This window comes from Trichococcus ilyis (assembly GCF_900109135.1).
GTDB classification, from domain to species: Bacteria; Bacillota; Bacilli; order Lactobacillales; family Aerococcaceae; genus Trichococcus; species Trichococcus ilyis.
Genome location: NZ_FNYT01000015.1, coordinates 48,445 through 72,724, shown reverse-complemented (window position 1 = coordinate 72,724; position 24,280 = coordinate 48,445). Strand labels below are relative to the sequence as shown.

The following is a 24,280-nucleotide window of genomic DNA, read 5'->3' as shown; positions in this document are numbered from 1 at the left end:
GAATGCAAGACAACGCGATACGAACAGTAATCTGATTCAATAGAGATCGGGATATTTTCCCTTGAGACAGGAGATAGTAATACGAGTTCAAACCAGAGGTATCTATCCTCTTCAAAAACCAAGTGTACAAAAAACGGACAGATTGAATCCCTTGCATCGAAATGATTGCCAAAAGAAAAAAGAAAGTTTTATTCGCAGTCGGTCGGGGCGTTCCGGCAAAATAGGGCTCGAAATAAACTCTTAAACTTTTGATTGTCATGCCTTTTTGATATAATTGATTCATAGCAAACAACCCCTTTTTTGTTGGTTTTTTCCCAAATCAATCATACAAAAAATAAGGGGTTGTTTGTATTTTTATGCCCTGATGGGCGTGAAAAGTTGTAAAGTGGTGAATTTCTAATAAAGTGTGGTAAAATGCTTAAGTGAGGGATATCGAAATCCTAAAAATTAGACAGTACAGAAAATGAATGAGTGAGGGATCAATGATGAAAGAGTATAATGTTGCCATTGTAGGTGCCACAGGCGCTGTTGGGGAAAAAATGCTGGGATTGTTGGAAAATGCTTCTTTTCCGATCAAAAGTTTGAAGTTGTTGGCTTCGAAACGTTCTGCCGGGAAAGTGAAGACTTTCCGCGGTCGGGAACTTCAGATTGAAGAAACGACGGAAGACTCTTTTGAAGGCATCGACATTGCCTTGTTCAGCGCTGGGGGCGGCATCACGAAACAATTCTCTCCTGCAGCCATCAAAGCTGGAGCCATTGTCATCGATAATACGAGCGCATTCCGTATGGATCCGGAAACGCCGTTGGTTGTTCCTGAAGTGAATCCGGAAGATTTGCGCAAGCACAAAGGCCTGATTGCGAATCCGAACTGCTCCACTATCCAGATGGTGGTGGCTTTGCAGCCGATCCGCGAAAAATTTGGTCTCGACCGCGTCATTGTTTCGACTTACCAAGCGGTCAGCGGAGCAGGCTTGCATGCATTGGAGGAGTTGGAAGTCCAAACCAGAGCGGTACTGGACGGTGAAGAGCCGGTTGCGAACATCCTGCCTTGCGGAGCCGATAAGAAGCATTTCCCGATCGCATTCAACGCATTGCCTCAAATCGATGTGTTCAGCGAAGGCGGCTACACGTACGAAGAATGGAAAATGATCAACGAAACCAAAAAAATCATGGGCGACCAAGACATCAAGGTCTCTGCAACCTGTGTCCGCATCCCGGTAATGTCGGGACACTCGGAATCCGTCTATTTTGAAGTGGACGACAAAAATGTTTCCGTTGCAGACATCTGGGAAGTGCTGAAAGATGCGCCAGGGGTCGTGCTCCAGGACGATACAACCAATCAGGTTTACCCTACCGCACGCGAAGCCGTCGGAAAGAATGAAACGTTTGTCGGACGTATCCGCAAGGATGTTGATGTCGATAATGGTTTCCACATGTGGGTTGTTTCGGACAATCTGTTGAAGGGTGCTGCCTGGAATTCCGTTCAGATCGCGGAAAAAATGATTGAAATGGGCCTTTTGTAGCATTTTGAAAATGGAGGAACCAGACCGGATCGGTTAATCAATCGGAACTGTCAGGACCTGTCCAAGGAAGGACCAGAAGGGTGTTTGGCCAAACACCCCTCTTGGTTCGCCTTCGGACAGGTCTTTTTGTTTTGCTCTCAGAAAAGCAAAACAGAAACTGAAGCAAATACTACAATTTTGCCGATAATCATGTATAATATAGCAGAGAGGATATCGGTCACGTTTAGCCGGGTGCGAAGAAAACGCATCCGCTTGTAGATCCTGGAGATCGATCGGCAGAGTAGCCGGGCAATTTTCAGGGACGAAAATACGGAGAAAGGCATTCACAAGGTCAAAATAGATACCAGCATAGAAAGCTGAAAAATAAGAGGTGGTACAATGAGTAAAGTAAGAATAATTTCTCTTGGAGGTGTGAGAGAAAGCGGTAAGAATATGTATTTGGTGGAAGTCGATGATTTGATTTTCGTATTGGATTGCGGTTTGCTCTACCCGGAAAATGAATTGTTGGGGATCGATGTCGTCATCCCGGATTTCACTTACCTTGAGGAGAACAAAAATAAAATTGCGGGCATCTTCTTGACGCACGGGCATGCAGATGCGGTGGGAGCTTTGCCTTATTTATTGCAGAATATCGATGCCCCTGTCTTCGGTACGGAACTGACGATCGCACTGGCCAAGTTGGCGGTTGATTCCACCGGATTGGCGACAGGCTATGAGGATTATCATGTCATCGATGAGAACACTGAAATCGAATTCGAAAACACAAGCGTGCGCTTCTTCAGGACTACGCATACGATTCCTGATTCTGTAGGAATCTGTGTAACGACAGACGAAGGCAGCGTGGTGTATACCGGCGACTTCAAATTTGATCAAAGTGCCTCGCCGATGTATCGGACAGATTACGGCAAAATCACTGATATCGGTGAGGGCAATGTATTGGCGCTTTTGAGCGATTCCGGTGATGCTGAATCCACTACGGAAAATGTCAGTGATCGCAAAATTGCGGAAGAAATGCTTGACACCTTCATCAACGCTGAGGGCCGCATCATCGTGTCCTGTGTGGCGAGCAATATTTTGCGGATCCAGCAAGTTTTTGATGCCGCGCTTCAAGCCAACCGCAAAATCTTTTTGACTGGACCTACTTTGGTGGAAACAGTCGATGTGGCGATGAAACTCGGCAAATTGGTGCTTCCGGCCCCTGATTTGCTTGTGAATGTAAAAAACATCAGCGCTTACCGCGACGATCAAGTAGTGGTGCTGGAAACCGGCAACAGCGGGGAACCATTGGAAGCACTGCAGCGGATGTCCAAAGGAAGACACAAACAAGTGAACCTGAGAGAAGGTGATCTGGTTTACATCACGACCACCCCTTCCACCGCCATGGAAACAACTGTCGCAAAAACGAAGAATCTGATTTACCGTTCAGGGGCAACCGTAAGAGAGATATCGGGGACTTACAAAGCATCCGGTCATGCGTCACCGAACGACTTGAAACTGATGATCAACTTGCTGCGCCCTAAATATTTTGTCCCTGTCCAAGGAGAGTATCGGATGCAGGCAGCGCACGCCCAATTGGCGAATGAAGTCGGCATTCCTTTCAAAAACATATTCATTCCCGGAAAAGGGGATGTCATCGAATATGCGAAAGGCCGGATGCACATGACGGGTCAGGTTCCGGCCGGGAATGTACTGATCGACGGAATCGGGGTAGGCGACATCGGCAACATCGTCCTGCGCGACCGCAAGCTGTTATCCGAAGATGGCATCTTTGTCGTCGTGGTGACGATTTCCAGAAGATTGAACAAGATCCTGTCCGGTCCGGAAATCGTTTCGCGTGGCTTCGTCTACATGAAAGCGAGCGAAGAGCTGGTCAAAGAAAGTTCGAATATCGTCCGGGAAGTCGTGGAGGATAACCTGCACACGAAAGACTTTGATTGGGCTAAATTGAAACAGGAGATACGCGACTCCTTGAGCAGATATCTTTTTGACAAGACTAAGCGCAAGCCTGTCATTTTGCCGATCATCATGGAAGCATCGAATTATCAGAAAAAAAATTGATGCCCGGTTGCCGGAGAGGCAAAGTTGGGGATTGTTGTTGAAAAGGAGAGATTCATCTTAATGGGTTCTAATAGCATGAAGTCTTGGATCGAGGCGGCTCTGTTTGCTGTCCTCGCGATTGGCTTGGCCTACGTGGCCGTGCCTGTGGGCGAATATGAGATCGTGATTGCGCTGTTGCCGTTGCTTTTTGTCTCCTTGCGCAGAGGCATGCTGCTGGGATTGGTGTCGGGAGCACTCGCCGGTATCGGTTTGTTCGCGCTCAAAAGCCAAGGGGCCGATCTTGCCGCAGATGTCCTGAACCAAGCGGCGCCTTTTGTTTTTGTGGGCATTGCCGGATTTTTTGCGAAATTCACGCAACGTACATTGAACAATAAACGTTTTCCCAATGCAGCCTTGAATATTGTGACAGCTTCCTTTTTCGGAACGTTGATCTATTTCGTTTGGGCATTGCTTTCGGACATGGTCAGCAACGAAGAAGCCATTCCGGAGGGGATTTCTGCTTTTGCGCATTTTCTTCCGGGACAGGCGCTGTCGTTTGCGGCGACTTTTGCCGCTAGCGCGGTTGTTCTGCTGTTGATCGCAAAGTTTGCGCCAAAAGCCTATATTCCGAAGGACAGCCGCTTCTTGAGCAGAAAAGAAAAATCAAAGCTATTGAATGATTAATAAATGCAAGGCGAAGGGAGGATTAGTTTTATCCGAACTTCGCCTTTCTGTTTTTTCGGGATGATGTGCTATGATTAGTGCGTAACAGTTTTTGTCATTTTGTTGATTTGGAGTGGTCATATGAGTATTTGGTCAATGATATTTACAGCAATCATCAGTTTAAATACAATCGGTGCCATCATTACCGTCTTTAAAGAAAAAAGGGATGTCGCAGCCACATGGGCTTGGTTGCTGACGTTGAACCTTCTGCCGATTGCGGGTTTCATCATCTATCTGTTCATAGGCAAAAAGATCTCAAAGGAAAACATCTACGACATGCGCACCCAAAAAAGCTTAGGGATGTCGCAGCTGGCGAAGGTTCAGATTGAGATGCTGGAGGATGAAGATCTGGCGCAAGGCCTGATCGAAACGGACTATGCCAAAAAGACCGCCATTCTGTTCCTGGAAAGTGATGAATCCATTTTGACCAAGGGGAACAAAATCGGGCTCTTCAAGACTGGAGAAGGGGTTTTCGACGCTCTTGTGCAGGATATCTACAAAGCAGAACATCATGTGCATATGCTTTATTATACTTTTCGTTCTGATGAGCTAGGCAAACGTATTCTTGCGGCATTGGAAGACAGGGCGGCTGCCGGGGTGGAGGTTCTCGTCGTTTATGATGCGATGGGGTGTCGAGGGAATGATCCCAGGTTCTTCAGCAGACTGGAAAAATTGGGCGGAAAGACTGAGGTTTTTTTTGGATCCAAGATACCGTTTGTGAATTTGCGGATGAATTACCGCAATCACCGCAAGATTACGGTGGTGGACGCCAAAGTCGCTTATCTTGGCGGGTTCAATATCGGCGATGAGTATCTCGGCAAAGGGGAACTCGGGGAGTGGCGCGACACGCACATGCGGATCGAAGGGAATGCGGTGCTGACGCTTCAAAGCCGTTTCTTCATGGATTGGAATGCGGTTGCAAAGCCGAAAAACCGAAAAGATTACGAAGAAGCCTATTTTCCGATAGCGGACAAAAAAGGCGATACCGCCATGCAGATTGTCGCGAGCGGCCCTGATGACGAAGATCAGACCATCAAAATGGGTTTCTTGAAGATGATCAGCCAAGCGAAGGAGTCGATCTATATACAGACGCCGTATTTTATACCTGATGAAAGTCTGCATGAAATGCTTAAAATAGCGGCCTTGTCAGGTGTAAGAGTCAAAATCATGATTCCTTCGAAACCCGATCATCCATTCGTTTACCGGGCAACGGAATATTTCGCAAAAGACATCATCGAATACGGTGCTGAAGTTTATATGTATCAGAACGGTTTTTTGCATTCAAAAGTGATGGTCATCGATGATGAAATCGTATCAATCGGGACAGCAAACATGGATGTGCGCAGCTTCAAACTGAATTTTGAAATCAACGCATTTGTTTATGACCGGGAAGTGGCGGCTGAATTGATCGCCAATTTTGAGGAAGACCAGGAGAGATGCGTCCGCGCAACCCATGATTACTTTGCTAAGCAATCGAAAGGCCGGAAATTCAAGCAAGCTTTTTCCCGGTTGCTGTCTCCGATACTATAAGATGCAAAGCTGGTTGAGATGAACAAAGGAGGACAAGGCCATTCCCGTCTGTAGCGGGGGCTTTGTCCTCCTTTTTGCTTATGGATAATCTGCTGCCTGGAGCGATTCATCCAAGTTGGATCGCCAATATTTGGCTGACGTTCAGCAAGTAGGTCACTTTTTTATCGGCAGTGGTGAACATGACTTGTCTTTTCGGGGTTACGCGTGAGCTGAAGATGCCCCACACCAGCGTTCTTGTGTATGATTTCGGACCATGTTTTTCCTCGATCACAGCGTATACGGGTTTGTGATTTTCGTAGGCTTGATTAGCAAAACGAATCACTTGGTGAAGCGGCATCACTTTATCCAGAATGGCTTCATTGATCGAACGGACGGATGGCACAGGGCGCAGACAAGATTTATTTGAAATATGTTCATTAGTATTGGATACCGGATAGATGTAGTTTTGCATATTGGTTCCTCCGAACGTGTGTTTGTACCTTTATTATAAGAACGCCCGTTCTGTTTTGCAAGCTATTTATCTTGCGCTCAAAAATGATCCAAAAAATTAATTGGGGAGAGAATCGATCCGGATGATGGATTTCAGCACAGTTTCCGTGCAACTCAGCCAGCAGTTTCGTCGCTTTGGCCGCAAACGCCCCAAAACTTCCTTTTTTAAAGTAGAGTAGGGACATGGAAGGGCGCATATTCCGTATCGAGGAGGGGAAAGAGGCTTCCTTCACTGGACGAAATGGTGCCGCAAGAGGGACTCCTTAGGAGCGTTTGCATGGATGCGCGCTTTTGAGGAAGAATTGTTCACAAAATGTTCATTTAAGATTTAAAAAGATTTTTCAGAAAGTTTCTTCCTATTAATTAATCTTTATTGATTGTTGAAAACGCTGAAAATCGCGTTCAAATAGATTTGAACGGCCTTTATATTAACTGTATAATGAAATTACTGATTGGAAATGCTACTTTTTCCGAAGGAAAGTCAAATGAGGGCGGAGGTGGAATAAAAGATGCAAATATTTGATGAAGTAAAAAAAATCGAGCAGGAAGCGACAGATCTGGAGTTGGATTACCAGAACAAACTGCACAAACTGGAACAGAACACGCAAGATAAAATCGGGGAAATGAAGCGGAATATTGAAAAGGAATTAGCCAATTTCCAAGCCGATGAACTTGCGAAAAAATCAGAGCAACTGACAATTCTCAAGCAGCGTTCCGCTGAAAGTGAAAAAACGGAGATCGAAAAGTTGAAGACCCGATTTGCAGCAAAAGAAGAAGAGCTTGTGAATGCCGTAATTGAGGAGGTGATGAGGAAATATGGCAATCGCTAAAATGAAAAAAATTACTCTCATCTCTTTTCACGAAAAAAAGGAACAGCTATTGACGGCCATCCAGGCGTTGCAAAGCTTGGAAGTCATTGATTTGCCGGCTTCAAAAGAGAATTTGCAATCCTTGTCGCCTAAAGAGCGAGAGTCAATTGAACAAAATATCAAAAAGACTGAAAGCTATCTGGAAAATGTCAAGGAGGCCCTGTCTTTCCTGCAAACTTATTTAAAGAAAGAATCTTTGATCAAACAGTATACAGCCCCGAGACAATCGCTCTCTCTGGACGAACTGGAAGAGGCTGTCGATGCGTTTTCTTCGGACAACGTCCTGGAAAAAGTGATGGGCCTGAGAGCCTACCAGAAGAAACTGGAGGACACGAACAAACAGCTCTATGAACAAGAGGATTTTTTGATTTTATGGAAAAAGTTATCCTTCAATCCTAGGGAGACTGAAGCTTTTGAACATGTCGCGGTTAAGGTGGGCACGATTCCTCAGACGCTTGCGAATGACTACATCACCGAGGTGACATCCAGCCCGCTGGTCTATACAGAAGAAATCTTCCAGAACAAAGAAGTTTATGGGGCGGCGATTTTCTATGATCCTGCACAAACCAATGATGTAACCGCTTTGTTGGACAGAAATCATTTCCAGGTTTTGGCATATGAATACGATTTGCCGCCTGCTGAAGCGTTGGCTGATATTCAAAGCCAGATGCAGCAGAACCGTGAATCGCACAAGCAATTGCTGGCGGACCTTGCCGTCATGAGAGCAGAAGAGTGGCAGTTAATGCTACTTTCCGAGTTTTATTATGCAAAATTGCAGCGGATCAAAAGCCAGCAACTGCTTGTGAACGAGAAACATCTCTTCGTCATCCAAGGCTGGCTTGAGGAAGATAAAGTCAAAGGAATCAAGCGGATCTTGGCTGATGAGTTTGCGGAAAACGAATACGCCTTGACCGCTGAAGATGCGGATGGATCGGATATTTCAGAAATCCCAACAGTCCTGAAGAACAGCAAGCTGGTCACTCCTTTTGAGAACATCACTGCGATGTACAGTTTGCCAAAATATGATGAAATAGACCCTACACCCTTCTTGACACCGTTCTATCTGTTGTTCTTCGGGATGATGATTGCGGATGTCGGCTACGGGCTGTTGCTCCTTATCGGGACGTTCCTGGCATTGAAGTTCCTGACCATCAGCAAGGGCATGCGCAATAACCTGCTGTTCTTTCATATTCTGTCTTATCCATCGATACTTTGGGGTTTGGTCTACGGCTCCTTCTTTGGACTGGAACTGCCGTTCATGCTCCTGTCAACGAGCAATGATGCCAATACGATCCTCTTGATATCGGTTGTGTTCGGAGTTGTTCAGATCATGTTCGGACTGGGGATCAAAGCGTATCTGTCATTGCGCGACCAAAATCCATTGGGCGCGATTTCCGACAGCATCGGTTGGTTGGGTATTTTCGTTGGCCTCATCTTCATCCTGTTCGGGAAGATGCTTTTCCCGAGTCAGGTCCTTGTGACCGTCGGAGCGGCAGTCGCCATCACGAGTGCTGTCGCGATTGTGCTGGCAACAGCTATGGCTTCCGAGAACAAAGCGTTGGGTGCCGGTGCCGGACTGTATAATCTATACGGCATCACCGGATATATCGGCGACATGGTCAGTTATACCCGTCTGATGGCCCTGGGCGTGTCCGGAGGCAGTATCGCCGTAGCCTTCAATATGATCATCGATTTCTTGCCGCTTTGGGCAAGATTCACTATCGGAGCGGTTCTGTTCGTGTTGCTGCACACCATCAACTTCGGTTTGTCCATGCTGAGCGCATACGTGCATGGTGCGCGTCTTGTGTTCGTCGAATTCTTCGGCAAATTTTATGAAGGCGGCGGAAAAGCACTGGAGCCGCTTAAAACGGAAGAAAAATACATTTATCTAAAAAACAAAAAAGAAGCATAACTACTGGAGGAAAATACAATGGAAAATATGACATGGTTACAATATTTCATCGAAAACAACGGCGGCATGATGTTCGCGGCTTTGGGAGTCGCTTTGGCGGTCGGCTTGGCCGGAACGGGTTCCGCTAAAGGGGTTGGGATGACCGGTGAGGCTGCCGCTGCATTGATCAAGGAACAACCGGAAAAATTCGGTAAATCATTGATCCTGCAACTTTTGCCGGGTACACAAGGTTTGTACGGATTCGTTATCGGTTTCCTGATCTACCTGCAGATGTCTCCTGAAATGACGGTTTCACAAGGTTTGTACTATCTGATGGCAGGCCTGCCGATCGCCATCACCGGTTTGACTTCAGGTATCGCACAAGGCCGCGCTTCAACTGCCGGGCTGCAGATTTTGGCCAAGAGAGAAGAGCACAATACAAAAGGGATCATCTACGCTGCCATGGTTGAAACTTATGCAATCCTTGGATTCGTTACCTCATTCTTGTTAGTATTGAACGCTTAATTCTCAAATGCTCCAAAAGAATGAAACAATAAGTAAGGAGATGAGAAAGCGTGAAAGATCTACAAGCCTTGTCTGAACAGATTCTGAATCAGGCGCAAGCAAAAGGGCAAAGCAAACTGGAGGATGCCGAAAAAATTTCTGCCGCCAAGATAGAAGAGAGCAGACGGAATCTGGTGGAGCTGCAAAAGGCACGCAAAGCTGCCGTTTTGAAAAAAATTGCCAACGATTTTGATCGTGAGCAACAAACGTTAAAGAACAAAGAACGCAATGCTGTTTTGGAAGAAAAACAGCTGATCCTGAAGTCTGTGTTCCAGCAAGCGCTGGAAAAAATGAACGAGTGGGATGAAGCCCACTTTGCGCTATTCCTGGATGGGGTGCTTTCCCGAATGGATGGGTCAAAAGCTTACCGTATTGTTCCGGGAGCGAAATCGCTGGCTCACTTCCAAGGGAAAGGCCTGCAGCAACTGTTGGCGAAACATCCGGGAGTCAAAATTTCGCAAGGGTCCATTCCGAATAAAGCCGGTTTCATCCTTCAGGAAGGCGGAGTCGACTACAATTACTGCTTCGACGAATTGATCGAGGATATCAAAAATGAATACGCAGCGGAGCTGGCGGCTTTAGCATTCCAAGACGAAAAGTAAAGGAGGGGCACTATGCAAGAGATTGATTACAAAGGCGTCAATACAGTACTTCGCACTTATGAACTGAACTTATTGACGGAAGCGGATTACGATCGGATGCTGAAAGCCTCTTCTTTAAAGGATGCCTTGGATGTCCTGAAAGGCACCGGCTATGAGTTTGATGAGAAAGAAATCCAGGAGAGCAAAAACTTCGAGGCTTTTCTCATGAAACATCTGGCCGAGGTCTACAAGGAATTGTTCAGCATCACACCGGTTTCTGAAGTTGTCGAATTGTTCGCGTTGCGCTATACCTACCACAACCTGAAAGTGTTATTGAAACAACGCTTTTCGGGTGAACAACTGGAGCAACTTTTGATTCCGATCGGTAAAGACTCCTTGGGCAGCCTGAAAAAATTGGTCGAAACCGGCGACGGCAACGATGAGCATCCGATTTTGATCGAGGGTGTCCAAGAAGCAATCCGCGATTTCGATGAGGATCACCGCATCGAAGCGGCCACAGTCTTCATGGACACATACTACTTCAAACATCTGCGTTCCATCAGCGATAAAATCAATCATCCCAGCGTCACAAAAATGGTGGACGGCATGATCGATCTTTATAACCTATCGACGCTGATCCGTAGCCTGAAGCAAAACAAACCGCGCGGCTTCCTTTACACGGTCCTATCAAGTTCAGGTTCGGTTGCGAAACGAGACCTGATCGAAGAATCGGTTAACGGACCAAGTGCCGTCATGCGCAAATATTATTCGAGCAAAACATACGGCACGCGTTTGGCCAACCTGGTTTCGGAGACGACGAATGAAGTCGACACCCAAAAATTGGATAAATTGGTGGATGAACTGACCAATGAATTGGTTGCGGAAGGGTTGTACCGGCCGTTTGGACCGCTCCCTTTGTTGGGCTACTTGTTTGCCAAGGAAAAAGAAATCACCAATATCCGTTTGATTTTGGTGGGTAAAGACAATCAGATCGAGGAAGAAATATTGAGGGAAAGGATGCGACCTGTATATGGCTCATAATATTGCAGTTGTGGGAGACAAAGACTCCATCCTTCCTTTTAAGATTTTGGGGTTCGAAGTATTCGCCTGCCATAACGCCCAGACTGCCCGCGAAACAATCGACCGTCTAGCGATGCAGAATTATGGGATCATCTACCTTACGGAAGAGATGGCTAAAGAAATACCTGATACAGTGCGCAGATATGACAGCAAAGTCCAGCCTGCCATCATCCTGATTCCGAACCATAAAGGAACACTGAACATTGGGAAAAATCGCATTCAGGAGAATGTCGAAAAAGCAGTTGGACAGAACATCTTATAATTAGGAGGGGACTTTTTTGAAAAATGGAAATATTATAAAAGTTTCCGGACCTTTAGTCATGGCGGAAGGAATGGAAGAAGCGAACATCCAAGATATTTGCCGCGTCGGCGAATTGGGATTGATCGGCGAAATCATCGAGATGCGGAATGATGTCGCATCCATCCAAGTATACGAGGAAACTTCCGGTATTGGTCCTGGAGAACCGGTCATCACAACAGGGGAGGCTCTGTCTGTCGAATTGGGGCCCGGCATCCTGTCGCAAATGTTTGACGGAATCCAGCGTCCTTTGGATACGTTCCGCGATGTAACGCAAAGCAATTATTTAGTGCGTGGGACGGATATCCCATCTTTGAACAGGAAAAACGTATGGGCATTCAAAGCCGCGAAGAAAGTCGGCGATCATGTCGTTGCCGGCGATATCGTGGGTACCGTGCAGGAGACGAAAGTCATCGAGCACCGGATCATGGTCCCTTATGGCATCTCAGGCAAATTGACTGCCATCCAGGACGGCAACTACACTTTGGATGACACGGCTTATGTCATTGAAACCGAAAATGGTACGAAAGAATTGACTTTGGTGCAGAGATGGCCGGTCCGTCGCGGACGCCCATTCAAGCAGAAGATGAATCCGCACACGCCGATGGTGACCGGCCAGCGCGTCATCGATACCTTTTTCCCAATCACAAAAGGCGGAGCGGCAGCTGTTCCCGGTCCGTTCGGAGCAGGAAAAACCGTCGTGCAGCATCAGATCGCTAAGTACAGTGATGTGGATATCGTCATTTACGTCGGTTGCGGCGAACGCGGCAATGAGATGACCGATGTACTGAACGAATTCCCGGAATTGATCGACCCGAACACCGGCGAATCTTTGATGGAGCGTACGATCCTCATTGCCAATACCTCCAACATGCCGGTAGCGGCGCGGGAAGCCTCCATCTATACCGGGATTACCATCGCGGAATATTTCCGGGACATGGGTTACAGCGTAGCGATCATGGCCGACTCGACATCCCGTTGGGCAGAAGCTTTGCGCGAAATGTCCGGCCGTCTGGAAGAGATGCCCGGCGACGAAGGCTACCCGGCCTATCTGGGAAGCCGTGTGGCGGAGTATTATGAACGGGCAGGACGCGTGTTGGCTTTGGGGTCGGAAGACCGTGAAGGAAGCATCACCGCCATCGGTGCCGTTTCTCCTCCAGGCGGGGACATCTCTGAACCGGTGACCCAAAACACCTTGCGTGTCGTTAAAGTATTCTGGGCGTTGGATGCCTCTCTGGCACAAAAAAGACATTTCCCATCAATGAACTGGTTGTCTTCCTACTCCCTGTACAATACGGAAGTCGGGGAATATCTGAATAATGCTTTGCAGACAAGATGGTCAGAGATGGTTCAACACGCGATGAACCTTCTGCAGGAAGAATCGGAATTGGAAGAGATTGTCCGTCTGGTCGGTATCGAATCCTTGTCCGAAAAGGACCGCATGACAATGGCAATCGCAGAATCGTTGCGCGAAGATTATCTGCAGCAGAACGCATTCGACGATGTCGATACCTACACATCCCGTACAAAACAATTGGCGATGCTGGATCTGATCCTGAGCTTCGAAACCGAAGCGCGAGAGGCGATGCGCCTGGGAGCATACTTCAACGAAATCATCGAAGGCACCATTGAATTGCGCGATCGGATCGCAAGAAGCAAATATATCAGGGAAGAAGAACTTGCCGAAATGGAAAACATCAAAGCGGACATGAAGAAAAGATTGCATGAAATCGTTGCGGAAGGAGGGATGACGCACCATGCTTAAGGAATATAAAACAGTAACCGAAGTGGTAGGCCCCTTGATGGCTGTGGAACAGATCGAGGGAGTCAAATTCGATGAGTTGGTTGAAATCCAGATGCAAAACGGCGAAATCCGCCATGGCCAAGTTTTGGAAGTCAGCAAAGACAAAGCGATGGTGCAGATCTTCGAAGGCCCAAGCGGCATCAACATCAAGGACACGAAAGTCCGTTTCCGCGGAAAACCACTTTCCATTCCGGTTTCCGAGGACATGGTAGGGCGGGTCTTCGACGGGATGGGCAATCCGATCGACGGCGGTCCGGACATCATCCCGGAAATGAATCTGGATGTGAATGGACAGGCCATCAACCCAGTGGCGCGTGATTATCCGGATGAGTTCATCCAAACCGGGATTTCTGCCATCGACCATCTGAACACATTGGTCAGAGGACAGAAACTGCCTGTGTTCTCCGGCTCGGGTTTGCCGCATAAAGAGCTGGCAGCGCAGATCGCCCGTCAAGCGACGGTTTTGAACAGCGATGAAAAATTCGCGGTCGTATTTGCGGCCATGGGGATCACATTTGAGGAAAAAGAATATTTCATGGAAGATTTCCGCAAAACGGGCGCGATCGACCGCTCGGTCATGTTCATCAATCTGGCGAACGATCCGGCCATCGAACGTATCGCCACGCCGAAAATGGCCTTGACTGTGGCTGAATATTTGGCCTACGAGAAAGATATGCATGTGCTGGTCATCATGACCGACATGACCAACTACTGCGAGGCTTTGCGCGAAATTTCGGCAGCCCGCCGAGAAGTGCCTGGCCGTCGCGGTTATCCGGGATATTTGTATACGAACCTTTCAACCTTGTATGAGCGTGCTGGCCGTATCATCGGCAAAAAAGGCTCGGTGACTCAGATTCCGATCCTCTCCATGCCGGAAGATGACATCACGCATCCGATTCCGGATCTGACCGGCTACATCACGGAAGGCCAAATCATCCTTTCCCGCGAGTTGAACAACTCCGGCATAAAACCGCCGATCAACGTATTGCCTTCCCTTTCCCGTCTGAAGGATAAAGGGACCGGCGAAGGCAAAACAAGAAAAGACCATGCGGCTACGATGAACCAATTGTTCGCGGCATACGCAAAAGGGAAGCAAGCAAAAGAATTGGCCGTCATCCTAGGGGAGTCGGCCTTGTCCAAGACCGACAAACTTTATGTGCAATTCACGAAGCGTTTTGAAGAAGAATACATCAGTCAAGGTTTCTATACAAACCGTTCAATCGAGGAGACATTGGCATTGGGCTGGGAACTGCTGTCGATCCTGCCGGTGACTGAACTTAAGAGGATCAAGAGTGAAATGATCGATGAGTTTATGCCGAAGGGAGAGTGATCATCCATGGCCAGATTGAATGTGAAGCCAACCCGGATGGAACTGTCCAACCTGAAATCGCGTCTGGTTCTTTCCACACGCGGCCATAAACTGCTGAAGGACAAACAAGATGAATTGATGCGTCAGTTCATCAACCTGATCCGCGAAAACAACCTCCTGAGGGATGAAGTCGAAACCGAGCTGACTGCTTCCATGCGATCTTTCGTGGTAGCTAAGTCGCTTCTGAATGAATCGTTCATTGAAGAATTGTTCGCTGTGCCCGGAACAGCGGTGGAATTGGATATCCAGGAAAAAAATATCATGAGTGTCGTTGTGCCGCAAATGAATTTTTCGATTGTTGACCAGGACGAAAAATCCTCGGACTTGCAGTACGGCTATGTGAACTCCAACGGTGAATTGGATGATGCAATCAAAAAGATTGAAGACATCCTTCCGAAACTGCTCAAGCTATCGGAAATCGAAAAAACCTGCCAACTGCTTGCCGATGAGATCGAAAAGACCAGAAGGCGTGTGAATGCCTTGGAGTACAATATGATTCCGCAGCTGCAGGAGACGATCCGTTATATTCAGATGAAACTCGAAGAAAACGAGCGTTCCAGCATTGTCCGGATGATGAAAGTCAAAGACATGGGCGTTTCATGATGCAGGAAAGAGGCCGGGACAAAATCCCGGCCTCTTTCCTGTATCCGAACATAGTTTACGTAAGCGCGGAACAGAACGCAGCCCTTGGCTCCACTTCACGAACAATGCTCGGATGGCTTACAGCCAGCCTGCGCTTGTCCGCTCCAGTGGTCCGGGGCTAAACGCGTTCTGTTCCGCTCTTTTTCTGTTCATGCGCTTGCTGAAAACGGTAACTAGAAAAATGTTGGCGGAAGACTCCGGTAAAGGTTTAATCCTTGCTGAAATTGTGTTAAACTATGGAATAATAAACAGAAAGCCGCAAGAGGCTGCACGATGCTGTAAAAATATAATTGGATGGTGGGCATTAAATGACAGAAAAAGGATTGTTGATTGTCTTATCCGGACCTTCGGGAGTAGGCAAAGGGACTGTGAGACAAGCAATTTTTTCTCGTGGTGAACGGGAGTTCATATATTCAATTTCCGCAACGACCCGCAAAGCGCGCGAAGGGGAAGTGGATGGCAAAGATTACTTCTTCAAGGAAAGAGAAGAGTTCGAGAGAATGATCGCCAATAATGAACTGTTGGAATATACCGAATATGTTGGGAATTACTACGGGACGCCAATCGACTATGTAAGAAGAACATTGGAAACAGGACAAGATATTTTTTTGGAGATCGAAGTTCAAGGCGCCATGCAAGTGAAGGAACGGATGCCGGAAGGGATTTTCATCTTCCTGACGCCGCCTGATATGACGGAATTGGAGTCGCGGATCGTAAACCGCGGGACGGACGAGTCGCCGATCATCAAGCAAAGAATGGAAAAGGCTATTGAAGAGCTCAGTTTGATGCGGTATTATGATTATGCGGTAGAAAACGACACAGTAGAGAATGCAGTGCAGAAAGTGCTTGGCATCATCCAAAGCGAACACTTGAAAGTTTCACGGATTCTGGACACTATCTGTGCCGATGAAAGGGAGTAAAATGATATGATGTTATATCCTTCGATCGACAAATTGTTGGAGCAAGTGGATTCAAAATATTCGATGGTCATTCTTTCCAGCAAAAGAGCACATGAGCTGCATGAGCGCTCAGAGCCTCTATTGGACACCTACCATTCATTCAAGAATGTCGGGCGTGCGTTGGAAGAAGTAGTTGCGGGCGAATTGGAAATCGATCCGGACTCCATCATCCCTGATAGATAACAGAATAGGAATGAATACGGACTACTGTTTTTGAACTTCAAAATCAGTAGTTTTATTTTTTGATGCCAAAAGTCCGACAAGACATTGCCGGCAACATTTAGTAAAATAGTGGGTAGATTATGAATGGGAGGGGTTTATTTGCAAATTGCCAAAGTTATCGTGGACATACCTGCAATGCAGACCAATCGTCCCTTCGATTATGCGATTCCTCCGGCGATGGAGCATAAGCTGGGAAAAGGGATGCGTGTTGAAGTGCCTTTCAACAATCGCGTCATCCAAGGGTTCATCACGGAAATTTCCGATCATTCCGATTTTGAAGGGGAACTCAAGGAAATTATCCAACCGTTGGACATCGAACCGGCACTGACCGAAGAACTGCTTTTGCTGGGCGAGGAAATGGCAGAGACCGTCTATGCTTACCGGATCCATTGCTACCAGACCATGTTGCCGACTATGCTGAAGGCGAAGTATGAAAAAGAAGTAGAGGTCGTTGACGAGCTGGATGAGGAAACCTTCTACGGGATTTTTCAAGGGAAAAACAAAATGACTTGGGAAACCGCTGTCGACCGCGGTCTTTTGCCGCAGCTGATCGAATTGAAGCAAGCCGGCAAAATAGAGGTCAACTACATCCTGAAAAACCAGGCAAAAGCCAAAACCGTGCAAGTCTATTATTCCGATCTGGATATGGAAAGGCTGGAGGATGCCTACCGCAGTCTGAAAAAAACAGCAAAACAGCAGCAAGCGCTGTTGGCGGCAATCATGGCCATGAACGGAACCCCTTTGACTTCCAAGGAATACAAGGATCAATTCGATGTCGGCTCTGCCGCAATCCGGGCAGGGGTGGAGAAGGGGTGGCTCAAAACGGCGGACAGAGAAATTCTGCGCGACCCCTTCAAAGACCGCCTGTTCAAAAAAACCGAAGCCCTGCCGCTTTCGGCTGAACAGAGGGCAGCCTTCCAGACGATGCATGCAAGCATCCGGGATGAACGGCATGAGGTGTTCCTTTTGCAAGGCGTAACAGGGAGCGGGAAAACGGAAGTCTATCTTCAGCTGATCGCTGAAGTGATCAAAAAAGGCAAGACTGCTTTGATGCTTGTTCCTGAAATCGCGCTGACGCCGCAGATGGTCAACCACTTCAAGAGCCGCTTCGGAAACCGCGTAGCAGTGATGCACAGTGCGCTTTCTTCAGGGGAGAAATACGACGAATGGCGCAAAATCCATCGCGGCGAAGCAGATGTCGTAGTCGGGGCGCGTTCTTCCATTTTTGCGCCGGTGGAAAATCTCGGCATCATCATCATGGATGAAGAACACGAGAGTACCTACAAGCAGGATGAAAATCCGAAGTATCATGCCCGGAATATCGCAATCTGGCGCGGTCAGCACCACCATTGCCCTGTTATCTTGGGGAGCGCGACGCCTTCGCTGGAGTCGCGGGCAAGGGCGCAGAAAAAAGTCTACACTTTGGTCGAACTGAAGGCACGGTTCAATCAACGCGCCTTGCCCCAAGTTCAGATTGTTGACATGCGCGATGAATTCAAAGCGAACAACCGCAGCAGCTTTTCCATGGCGCTGCAGGAAAAGATTACCGATCGGTTGCAGAAAAAACAGCAGATAGTGCTGATGTTGAACAAAAGAGGCTATTCCTCTTTCATCATGTGCCGGGATTGCGGCTTTGTCCTTGAATGCCCGAATTGCGACATCAGTCTGACTTTGCATATGGACAGCAAAACGATGAAGTGCCATTACTGCGGCCATGAGGAAGCGATCCCGAATATTTGCCCGAAATGCAAAGGGCATAATTTCCGCTATTACGGGACCGGAACCCAAAAAATCGAAGAAGAGCTGCAGTCGCTCTTTCCGGAAGCGCGCATTTTGCGCATGGATGTGGACACCACCCGCAAAAAAGGCGGCCATGAGGCAATCCTGTCGGCATTCGGCAGGAGCGAGGCCGATATCTTGCTTGGCACGCAGATGATCGCGAAAGGCTTGGATTTTCCCAACATCACCTTGGTCGGCGTCATCAACGCGGACACTTCCTTGGGCCTGCCGGATTTCCGGTCATCGGAAAGGACATTCCAGCTGCTGACGCAAGTCAGCGGCCGTGCCGGCCGCGCCGAATTACCCGGGGAAGTGGTCGTGCAATCCTACAATCCGGATCACTATGCCATCCTTTTCGCCCAGCAACACAATTACGAAGGTTTTTACCGGACCGAGATGTCGCTTCGGCATAAAGCTGGTTATCCCCCCTATTTCTATACGGCGCTCATCACCGTCAGCAACCCTGATGAAAAAAAGGCGCAGAAGAAAATTTATGAGATCCATGAGATCCTCAAGCATAAGCTTGAGCCCAGCACCATACTGCTGGGGCCATCGAAAGGTTCCATCGCAAGGGTGAACAATCGTTATTATTTCCAGATATTGGTCAAATACAAACAAGAAACAAAACTACATCCGACTTTAAAACAAATATTGGATGAGTCACAAAAAGAAAATGCACGGGGTCTCTACATTTCGATCGATTCGGAGCCCGTCAATTTCTTCTAGGAGGTAAGCAGACGATGAAAAAAATCATATTTATGGGGACACCTGACTTTTCGGTGCCCATTTTGGAAGCCTTATTGCTGCATCACTATGAGGTGATTGCTGTCGTGACACAACCGGATCGCCCGGTGGGCAGAAAAAAAACGTTGACCCCCTCGCCGGTCAAGGAAGCCGCGCTCAAACACGGTTTGCCGATCTATCAGCCGGAAAAGATTGCCGGTTCCACGGAAATGGAGGAACTGATAGCGCTGAAGCCGGATCTGATCATCACAGCAGCCTATGGCCAGTTCTTGCCGAGCAAGCTGCTGAATGCCCCTCGCTTCCGTTCCATCAACGTGCACGCGTCCTTGTTGCCGAAATATCGCGGCGGCGCACCGGTTCATTACGCAATCATCAATGGCGATAAAGAAACCGGCGTCTCGATCATGTACATGGAGAAAAAAATGGATGCCGGAGCTGTCTTGGCCCAGAAATCCATCCCGATCACCGAGGCTGATGATGTCGGGACGATGTTCTCGAAGCTGAGCGAACTGGGCAGAGACCTGCTGATCGAAACGCTGCCTGATTTTTTCCAAGGGAAATTGGTTGCGGAAGAACAAAATGAATCCGAAGCCACCTTTTCGCCGAACATCAAGCGCGAAGAAGAGCGCATCGACTGGAGCAAAACAGCTGCGCAAATAGCCTGGCAAGTCCGCGGCATGCGTCCATGGCCAGTGGCGCATACACTTCTGGATGGCCAAAGGATCAAAGTCTGGGCGGGACAGGCTGTCCAAGCAACCACGGCGGATGAACCCGGGACGGTTATCGCAACGGACAAAGAAGCCCTGTATGTGGCATGCGGGGAAGGGACCGTCTTCAAGATGACGGAACTGCAGCCAGCCGGGAAAAAACGCATGCTTGCGGCGGATTATTTGCGCGGCAGTGCCTGCGATATTCAGGAAGGCACAAGGTTCGAAACGAATGGACAATAAACACAAAATCAGGCATACGGTCCGCTATTTGGCCGTCGATATACTCGAAAGCGTAGAAAATGAAGGCGCCTATTCCAATTTGTTGCTGAACAAAGTCATCCAATCCGAAAAGTTGTCGCCGAAAGATGCCGGCTTGTTGACGGAAATCGTCTATGGCGTCATCCAACGGAAAATGACATTGGATTTTGGCCTTTCCGCGTACGTCAAAGATCCGAAAAAACAGCCATCGTGGGTGACCAATCTCTTGCGGGTCTCCGCTTATCAGCTGGTCCACCTGACCAAGGTTCCAGATCATGCTGTCCTTTTTGAAGCGGCAGAGATCGCCAAGGCCAAAGGCCATGCGGGTGTGGCCAGCTATGTGAACGGCGTGCTGCGCAATGTGCAGCGGAATGGATTGCGCGATTGGAAAACGATCAGCAACGCCAAGAAACGCATCAGCATCGGCGCCAGCATGCCGAAATGGCTTGTCGCCTATTTCATTGAACAGATCGGTATCGATGAAACCGAAAAACTGGCCTTTTCCTTGTTGGAGGATCCTTTCGTGTCGGTGAGGCTGCAGTCCAACGCACTATCAAGGGACGAGGTTATGGGGCTGCTGCAGGAAAGCGGCTATGATGTGATGCCGAGCCCGATTTCAGCGGTGGGCATCCGGGTCCGCGGCGGGAAAATCGTTGACTCACCGCTGTTTCAAAATGGTACTCTGACGATCCAGGACGAATCGAGTCAGTTGGTCGCACCGGTCGGCGGCCTGAAAAAGGACTTCCTGGTTCTGGACAGCTGTGCGGCACCAGGCGGGAAGACGACGCATATGGCCAGTTATCTTTCGGCTGCGGAAAACGGCAAGGTCATTGCTTTGGACATGTACGAGCACAAAATCAGCCTGATCGAGCAAAATGCAGCGCGTCTGCATGTATCCGACCGCATCGAAACGATGGTGATGGATGCGAAAGAAGCAGGCAAGGCTTTTCCGCCGGAATCATTTGATGCCATCTTCGTCGATGCTCCTTGTTCGGGATTGGGCTTGATGCGCCGAAAACCGGAAATCAAATATGTGAAAAATGCGCAGGATTTTCTGGACTTGCATCAAGAACAACTGCTGATTCTCGACTCCGTCAGTCCATTGCTAAAAAAAGGTGGACGTTTGGTATACAGTACATGTACACTTACTAAAGAAGAGAATCAAATGACTGTCCGTACATTCATCGAAAATCATGCCGAATTTGCAATCGTCCCGGTACATTCCGATTCTTTGGATAAAAAATCTTTCACTCCCGAGGGTTTTGTGCAAATTTATCCGCATGATTACGGAACTGATGGCTTCTTCATCAGCTGTATGGAAAAGAGCTAAACGATAAGAAAGAATTGAGGGGAAAGAATGCAGATAGCCTTCAAAAGTGATAGAGGCAAAAACAGATCGATCAATCAAGACTACGTGAGTTATTTCGTGAATGAGGCCCGGCAACCGCTCATGGTCGTATGCGACGGGATGGGTGGCCACAAAGCCGGCGATGTCGCCAGCGAAATGGGGGTATCCCATCTGGGGGCTGCCTGGAAAGGATCCTCTTTCACGAACAGCGAAGAACTCTCCCGTTGGCTGATCGCCAACATTCAGCGCGTCAATGATCTGGTCTTTCAAAAATCGCTGGATTACAGTGACCTGGATGGGATGGGGACGACTTTGGTGGCGGCAGCCGTCGTCGGCAAGGAAGTCGTTTTTGCCAACATCGGCGACAGCCGAGCCTATGTCTACAGGAATTATAAACTCCGCCAAATCACCGAAGATCATTCTTTGGTGAATGAATTCATCAAATCCGGGGAAATAACCCCTGAAGAAGCCCAACATCATCCGCGCAAAAACATCTTGACGCGTTCATTGGGCGTATCCAAGAAACTGGATATCGACATCATGGCCATGCCGCTATTGCAAGGGGATCTGCTTTTGCTCTGCTCCGACGGCTTGACCAATATGATGGTGGATGAAGAAATCGCCCAACTGCTGAAGGAATGGCTGCCATTGGAAGAAAAAGCCGCTGCCTTGGTTGATCGGGCGAATGCGGCTGGCGGTCTCGACAACATTACGGTCCTTTTGGCTGATTTTGCGCATAGAGAGGGGGAACCGCTGTGGAAGCAGGAAAGAAGTTAGGCGGCCGCTACAAAATTGTCCGGCATATCGGAAGCGGCGGCATGGCCAATGTTTATCTGGGCCATGATCTGATTTTGGATCGACCGGTCGCCATCAAGGTGTTGCGTTTTGATTTCCGCGACAACAAGGACGCCTTGCGCCGATTTCAACGGGAAGCCCTCTCAGCCACACAGCTGATCCACCCGAATATCGTGGGTGTGTACGATGTGGATGAAGAAGACGGTTTGCAGTACATCGTGATGGAATTCATCGATGGTACGGATCTGAAAAAATACATCGATCTGCAGGGCAGGGTTTCGCCGGAGAAGACAATCCATATCATGCATCAGGTTTTATCAGCTGTGGCACTGGCCCACAAAAACCGGATCATCCACCGCGACATCAAACCGCAGAACATCCTGATCGATAATCAGGATCGCATCAAAATCACTGATTTCGGTATTGCGGTTGCGCTGTCGGAAACATCGATCACCCAGACGAATACCCTGTTGGGCTCCGTGCATTACTTGTCACCGGAACAAGCCAGGGGCAGCATGGCCACTTCCAAATCGGACATCTATGCTCTAGGTGTCGTGCTTTATGAACTGCTCAGCGGATCCGTTCCTTTTGATGGAGAGTCGGCTGTCAGCGTCGCCCTGAAGCATTTTCAGGAACCGATGCCTTCCATCCGGGCGATCCATCCGGAGATTCCTCAAAGTCTGGAAAACGTCATTCTGAAGGCCACTGCGAAAGAACCGACGGACCGTTACGCCACCTGCGAGGACATGATGGCGGATCTGGATACTTGTTTGAATCCGGAACGCTTGGGGGAAGCGCCGTTTGCACCAGTGTCATTGCTGCAGGAAACCAAAGTGCTCACGCCGCTTTCCGTTGAGGTTGTGGCCAAAGAGGATATCAGCAAAACGATCGTTTCGCCGCCACCGATCGCGGAAACCGAACCGGTCCAGGAATACGAGTCAGGGCGGGAGACTGTCGTTGGCCAAAAAAAACGGAAAAAGTGGGCATTCGTTCTCCTTTTCTTGTTGCTGATCGGTCTGATAGCCAGTTTCTTCCTCTTTTTTTACAATAACCAGGATGCCGATGCGTTGACCGTTCCGGATGTGTCCAATATGGATCAGGCCAGTGCGCTCCGGGCACTGGAAGATGCCGGTCTGGTTTTGGGGGATGTATCGGAAGAATACAGTGATGAAATCGCAGCAGACCTCGTCATTGAAACATCCCCAAAAATCGGTGCTTCCGTAAAAACAGGTGATGAAGTCGACCTCGTCATCAGCCTGGGCGAGGAATTGTTCACGCTCCTCGACTATGAGGGCAAAGAATATGAGAGTGTTCTGGATGAATTGCGCAAAGAAGGATTTACGATCGAGCGGACGCATGAATTCAGCAGCGAAGTCGCGGAGGGCAATATCATCAGCCAGAGCATCGAGCCTGGTGCGCAAGTGAAGCCAAGCGAAACGACGTTGTCCTTTCTGGTGAGCGACGGGAATGAATCCTACACGATGCGCGATCTATCGGGCTATACCCGAAAAAGTGTCGAAGATTATGCGAGCCAATACGGACTAGCGTTGACAGTCACTGAGGCTCACTCGGATGCAATCGCCGAAGGTTTGGTCATAAGCCAAAGCCTTGCCGGAGGATCTGCCTTCGTAGCCGGAGATGCCTTGAATGTCGTGATTTCGATCGGTCCTGAAAAGCCGCAAGTCGTCACCTTCAGCCGCACCATCACGATTCCTTATCTTGCTGCAGCCGCATCGGACTCCGCTTCCGAGGGCAACAACGGTCAAGACAAAGAAACCACGAGCGCCAGCAGTGCATCGAATAAGCCCAACCACATCGTCATTTACATGCAGGACGAAGACCATGCCATGGGAGATGTATTCCGAGAGTTCGACATATCGGCGGATGAAGTTGTGACATTGAATTTTCGCATTCTGGAAGGCGGCTCTGCTTCCTACCGGATCGAAAGGGATGGCGAAGTCATCAGCGAAGCATCTGGACTTACACAATAGAAATGGACAGGCGATAAAAAATGACAAACATCAAATTGGTTTGTCATTTTTTTGTAGAACAGTGTAGAATAGAG

At 48.4% G+C, this 24,280-nt stretch carries 21 protein-coding genes and 1 pseudogene; 20 read left to right on the top strand and 2 right to left on the bottom strand.

What is annotated here, in order from left to right; genetic code table 11:
* Positions 1 to 283 (bottom strand): annotated as a pseudogene (locus BMX58_RS14845) (IS701 family transposase); the annotation flags it as partial.
* 199 nt (positions 284 to 482) lie between these two features.
* On the opposite strand from BMX58_RS14845, the gene BMX58_RS08640 reads away from it, so the two are divergent.
* The 4 genes from BMX58_RS08640 to cls all read left to right on the top strand — a co-directional run bounded on the left by BMX58_RS08640 (position 483) and on the right by cls (position 5,813).
* Positions 483 to 1,523 (top strand): aspartate-semialdehyde dehydrogenase, encoded by a 1,041-nt coding sequence (locus tag BMX58_RS08640; protein ID WP_068623756.1) that lies wholly within the window; start codon positions 483 to 485, stop codon positions 1,521 to 1,523.
* Between the two features lie 378 nt (positions 1,524 to 1,901).
* A complete protein-coding gene (locus tag BMX58_RS08635; protein WP_068623758.1) occupies positions 1,902 to 3,581 on the top strand; it encodes a ribonuclease J in 1,680 nt (559 codons plus the stop codon).
* A gap of 60 nt (positions 3,582 to 3,641) precedes the next feature.
* Complete coding sequence (locus tag BMX58_RS08630; RefSeq protein WP_084253975.1) at positions 3,642 to 4,244, top strand: energy-coupled thiamine transporter ThiT; 603 nt, start codon at positions 3,642 to 3,644, stop codon at positions 4,242 to 4,244.
* 120 nt (positions 4,245 to 4,364) lie between these two features.
* Positions 4,365 to 5,813, top strand: coding sequence for a cardiolipin synthase (gene cls, locus BMX58_RS08625; protein ID WP_068623762.1), 1,449 nt, complete (start codon positions 4,365 to 4,367; stop codon positions 5,811 to 5,813).
* Between the two features lie 106 nt (positions 5,814 to 5,919).
* Here the strand turns inward: cls and BMX58_RS08620 are convergent, their stop codons facing one another.
* On the bottom strand, positions 5,920 to 6,264 hold the full coding sequence (locus tag BMX58_RS08620) for a hypothetical protein (protein WP_068623764.1): 345 nt from the start codon (positions 6,262 to 6,264) through the stop codon (positions 5,920 to 5,922).
* Between the two features lie 547 nt (positions 6,265 to 6,811).
* On the opposite strand from BMX58_RS08620, the gene BMX58_RS08615 reads away from it, so the two are divergent.
* From BMX58_RS08615 to pknB, 16 genes are all read left to right on the top strand, one after another.
* Entirely contained in the window at positions 6,812 to 7,132 is a 321-nt protein-coding gene (locus tag BMX58_RS08615; protein WP_068623766.1) for a hypothetical protein, read from the top strand.
* The gene (locus BMX58_RS08610; RefSeq protein WP_068623768.1) at positions 7,119 to 9,083 is read left to right on the top strand and encodes a V-type ATP synthase subunit I; all 1,965 of its coding nucleotides are present in this window, start codon (positions 7,119 to 7,121) and stop codon (positions 9,081 to 9,083) included. The genes BMX58_RS08615 and BMX58_RS08610 overlap by 14 nt, the downstream gene beginning before the upstream one ends.
* A 27-nt stretch (positions 9,084 to 9,110) precedes the next feature.
* Positions 9,111 to 9,587, top strand: a complete 477-nt coding sequence (locus BMX58_RS08605) for a V-type ATP synthase subunit K (RefSeq protein ID WP_420855202.1) — start codon at positions 9,111 to 9,113, stop codon at positions 9,585 to 9,587.
* 50 nt (positions 9,588 to 9,637) lie between these two features.
* Positions 9,638 to 10,228 carry a V-type ATP synthase subunit E gene (locus tag BMX58_RS14670; protein ID WP_068623772.1) on the top strand — a complete coding sequence of 197 codons (591 nt, stop codon included), beginning with the start codon at positions 9,638 to 9,640 and terminating at the stop codon, positions 10,226 to 10,228.
* 12 nt (positions 10,229 to 10,240) lie between these two features.
* Positions 10,241 to 11,248 carry a V-type ATPase subunit gene (locus BMX58_RS08595; protein WP_068623774.1) on the top strand — a complete coding sequence of 336 codons (1,008 nt, stop codon included), beginning with the start codon at positions 10,241 to 10,243 and terminating at the stop codon, positions 11,246 to 11,248.
* Positions 11,238 to 11,549 carry a V-type ATP synthase subunit F gene (locus tag BMX58_RS08590; RefSeq protein ID WP_068623776.1) on the top strand — a complete coding sequence of 104 codons (312 nt, stop codon included), beginning with the start codon at positions 11,238 to 11,240 and terminating at the stop codon, positions 11,547 to 11,549. Before BMX58_RS08595 ends, BMX58_RS08590 begins: the two co-directional genes overlap by 11 nt.
* A gap of 16 nt (positions 11,550 to 11,565) precedes the next feature.
* The gene (locus BMX58_RS08585; protein WP_068623778.1) at positions 11,566 to 13,350 is read left to right on the top strand and encodes a V-type ATP synthase subunit A; all 1,785 of its coding nucleotides are present in this window, start codon (positions 11,566 to 11,568) and stop codon (positions 13,348 to 13,350) included.
* Complete coding sequence (locus BMX58_RS08580; RefSeq protein WP_068623780.1) at positions 13,343 to 14,719, top strand: V-type ATP synthase subunit B; 1,377 nt, start codon at positions 13,343 to 13,345, stop codon at positions 14,717 to 14,719. The genes BMX58_RS08585 and BMX58_RS08580 overlap by 8 nt, the downstream gene beginning before the upstream one ends.
* Before the next feature lie 6 nt (positions 14,720 to 14,725).
* The gene (locus BMX58_RS08575) at positions 14,726 to 15,361 is read left to right on the top strand and encodes a V-type ATP synthase subunit D (protein ID WP_068623781.1); all 636 of its coding nucleotides are present in this window, start codon (positions 14,726 to 14,728) and stop codon (positions 15,359 to 15,361) included.
* A gap of 347 nt (positions 15,362 to 15,708) precedes the next feature.
* On the top strand, positions 15,709 to 16,320 hold the full coding sequence (gmk, locus tag BMX58_RS08570) for a guanylate kinase (protein ID WP_068623783.1): 612 nt from the start codon (positions 15,709 to 15,711) through the stop codon (positions 16,318 to 16,320).
* A 6-nt stretch (positions 16,321 to 16,326) separates the two neighbouring features.
* A complete protein-coding gene (gene rpoZ, locus BMX58_RS08565; RefSeq protein WP_068623785.1) occupies positions 16,327 to 16,542 on the top strand; it encodes a DNA-directed RNA polymerase subunit omega in 216 nt (71 codons plus the stop codon).
* Between the two features lie 123 nt (positions 16,543 to 16,665).
* Positions 16,666 to 19,086, top strand: coding sequence for a primosomal protein N' (gene priA / locus BMX58_RS08560; protein WP_068623787.1), 2,421 nt, complete (start codon positions 16,666 to 16,668; stop codon positions 19,084 to 19,086).
* A gap of 14 nt (positions 19,087 to 19,100) precedes the next feature.
* Positions 19,101 to 20,054 carry a methionyl-tRNA formyltransferase gene (gene fmt, locus BMX58_RS08555; protein ID WP_068623788.1) on the top strand — a complete coding sequence of 318 codons (954 nt, stop codon included), beginning with the start codon at positions 19,101 to 19,103 and terminating at the stop codon, positions 20,052 to 20,054.
* Entirely contained in the window at positions 20,044 to 21,402 is a 1,359-nt protein-coding gene (rsmB, locus tag BMX58_RS08550) for a 16S rRNA (cytosine(967)-C(5))-methyltransferase RsmB (RefSeq protein WP_068623790.1), read from the top strand. The genes fmt and rsmB overlap by 11 nt, the downstream gene beginning before the upstream one ends.
* A gap of 27 nt (positions 21,403 to 21,429) precedes the next feature.
* Positions 21,430 to 22,197 carry a Stp1/IreP family PP2C-type Ser/Thr phosphatase gene (locus tag BMX58_RS08545; protein WP_068623793.1) on the top strand — a complete coding sequence of 256 codons (768 nt, stop codon included), beginning with the start codon at positions 21,430 to 21,432 and terminating at the stop codon, positions 22,195 to 22,197.
* Positions 22,176 to 24,206: a Stk1 family PASTA domain-containing Ser/Thr kinase gene (gene pknB, locus BMX58_RS08540; protein ID WP_068623795.1), complete on the top strand. Its 2,031-nt coding sequence runs from the start codon at positions 22,176 to 22,178 to the stop codon at positions 24,204 to 24,206. The genes BMX58_RS08545 and pknB overlap by 22 nt, the downstream gene beginning before the upstream one ends.
* The last annotated feature ends 74 nt before the right edge of the window (positions 24,207 to 24,280 follow it).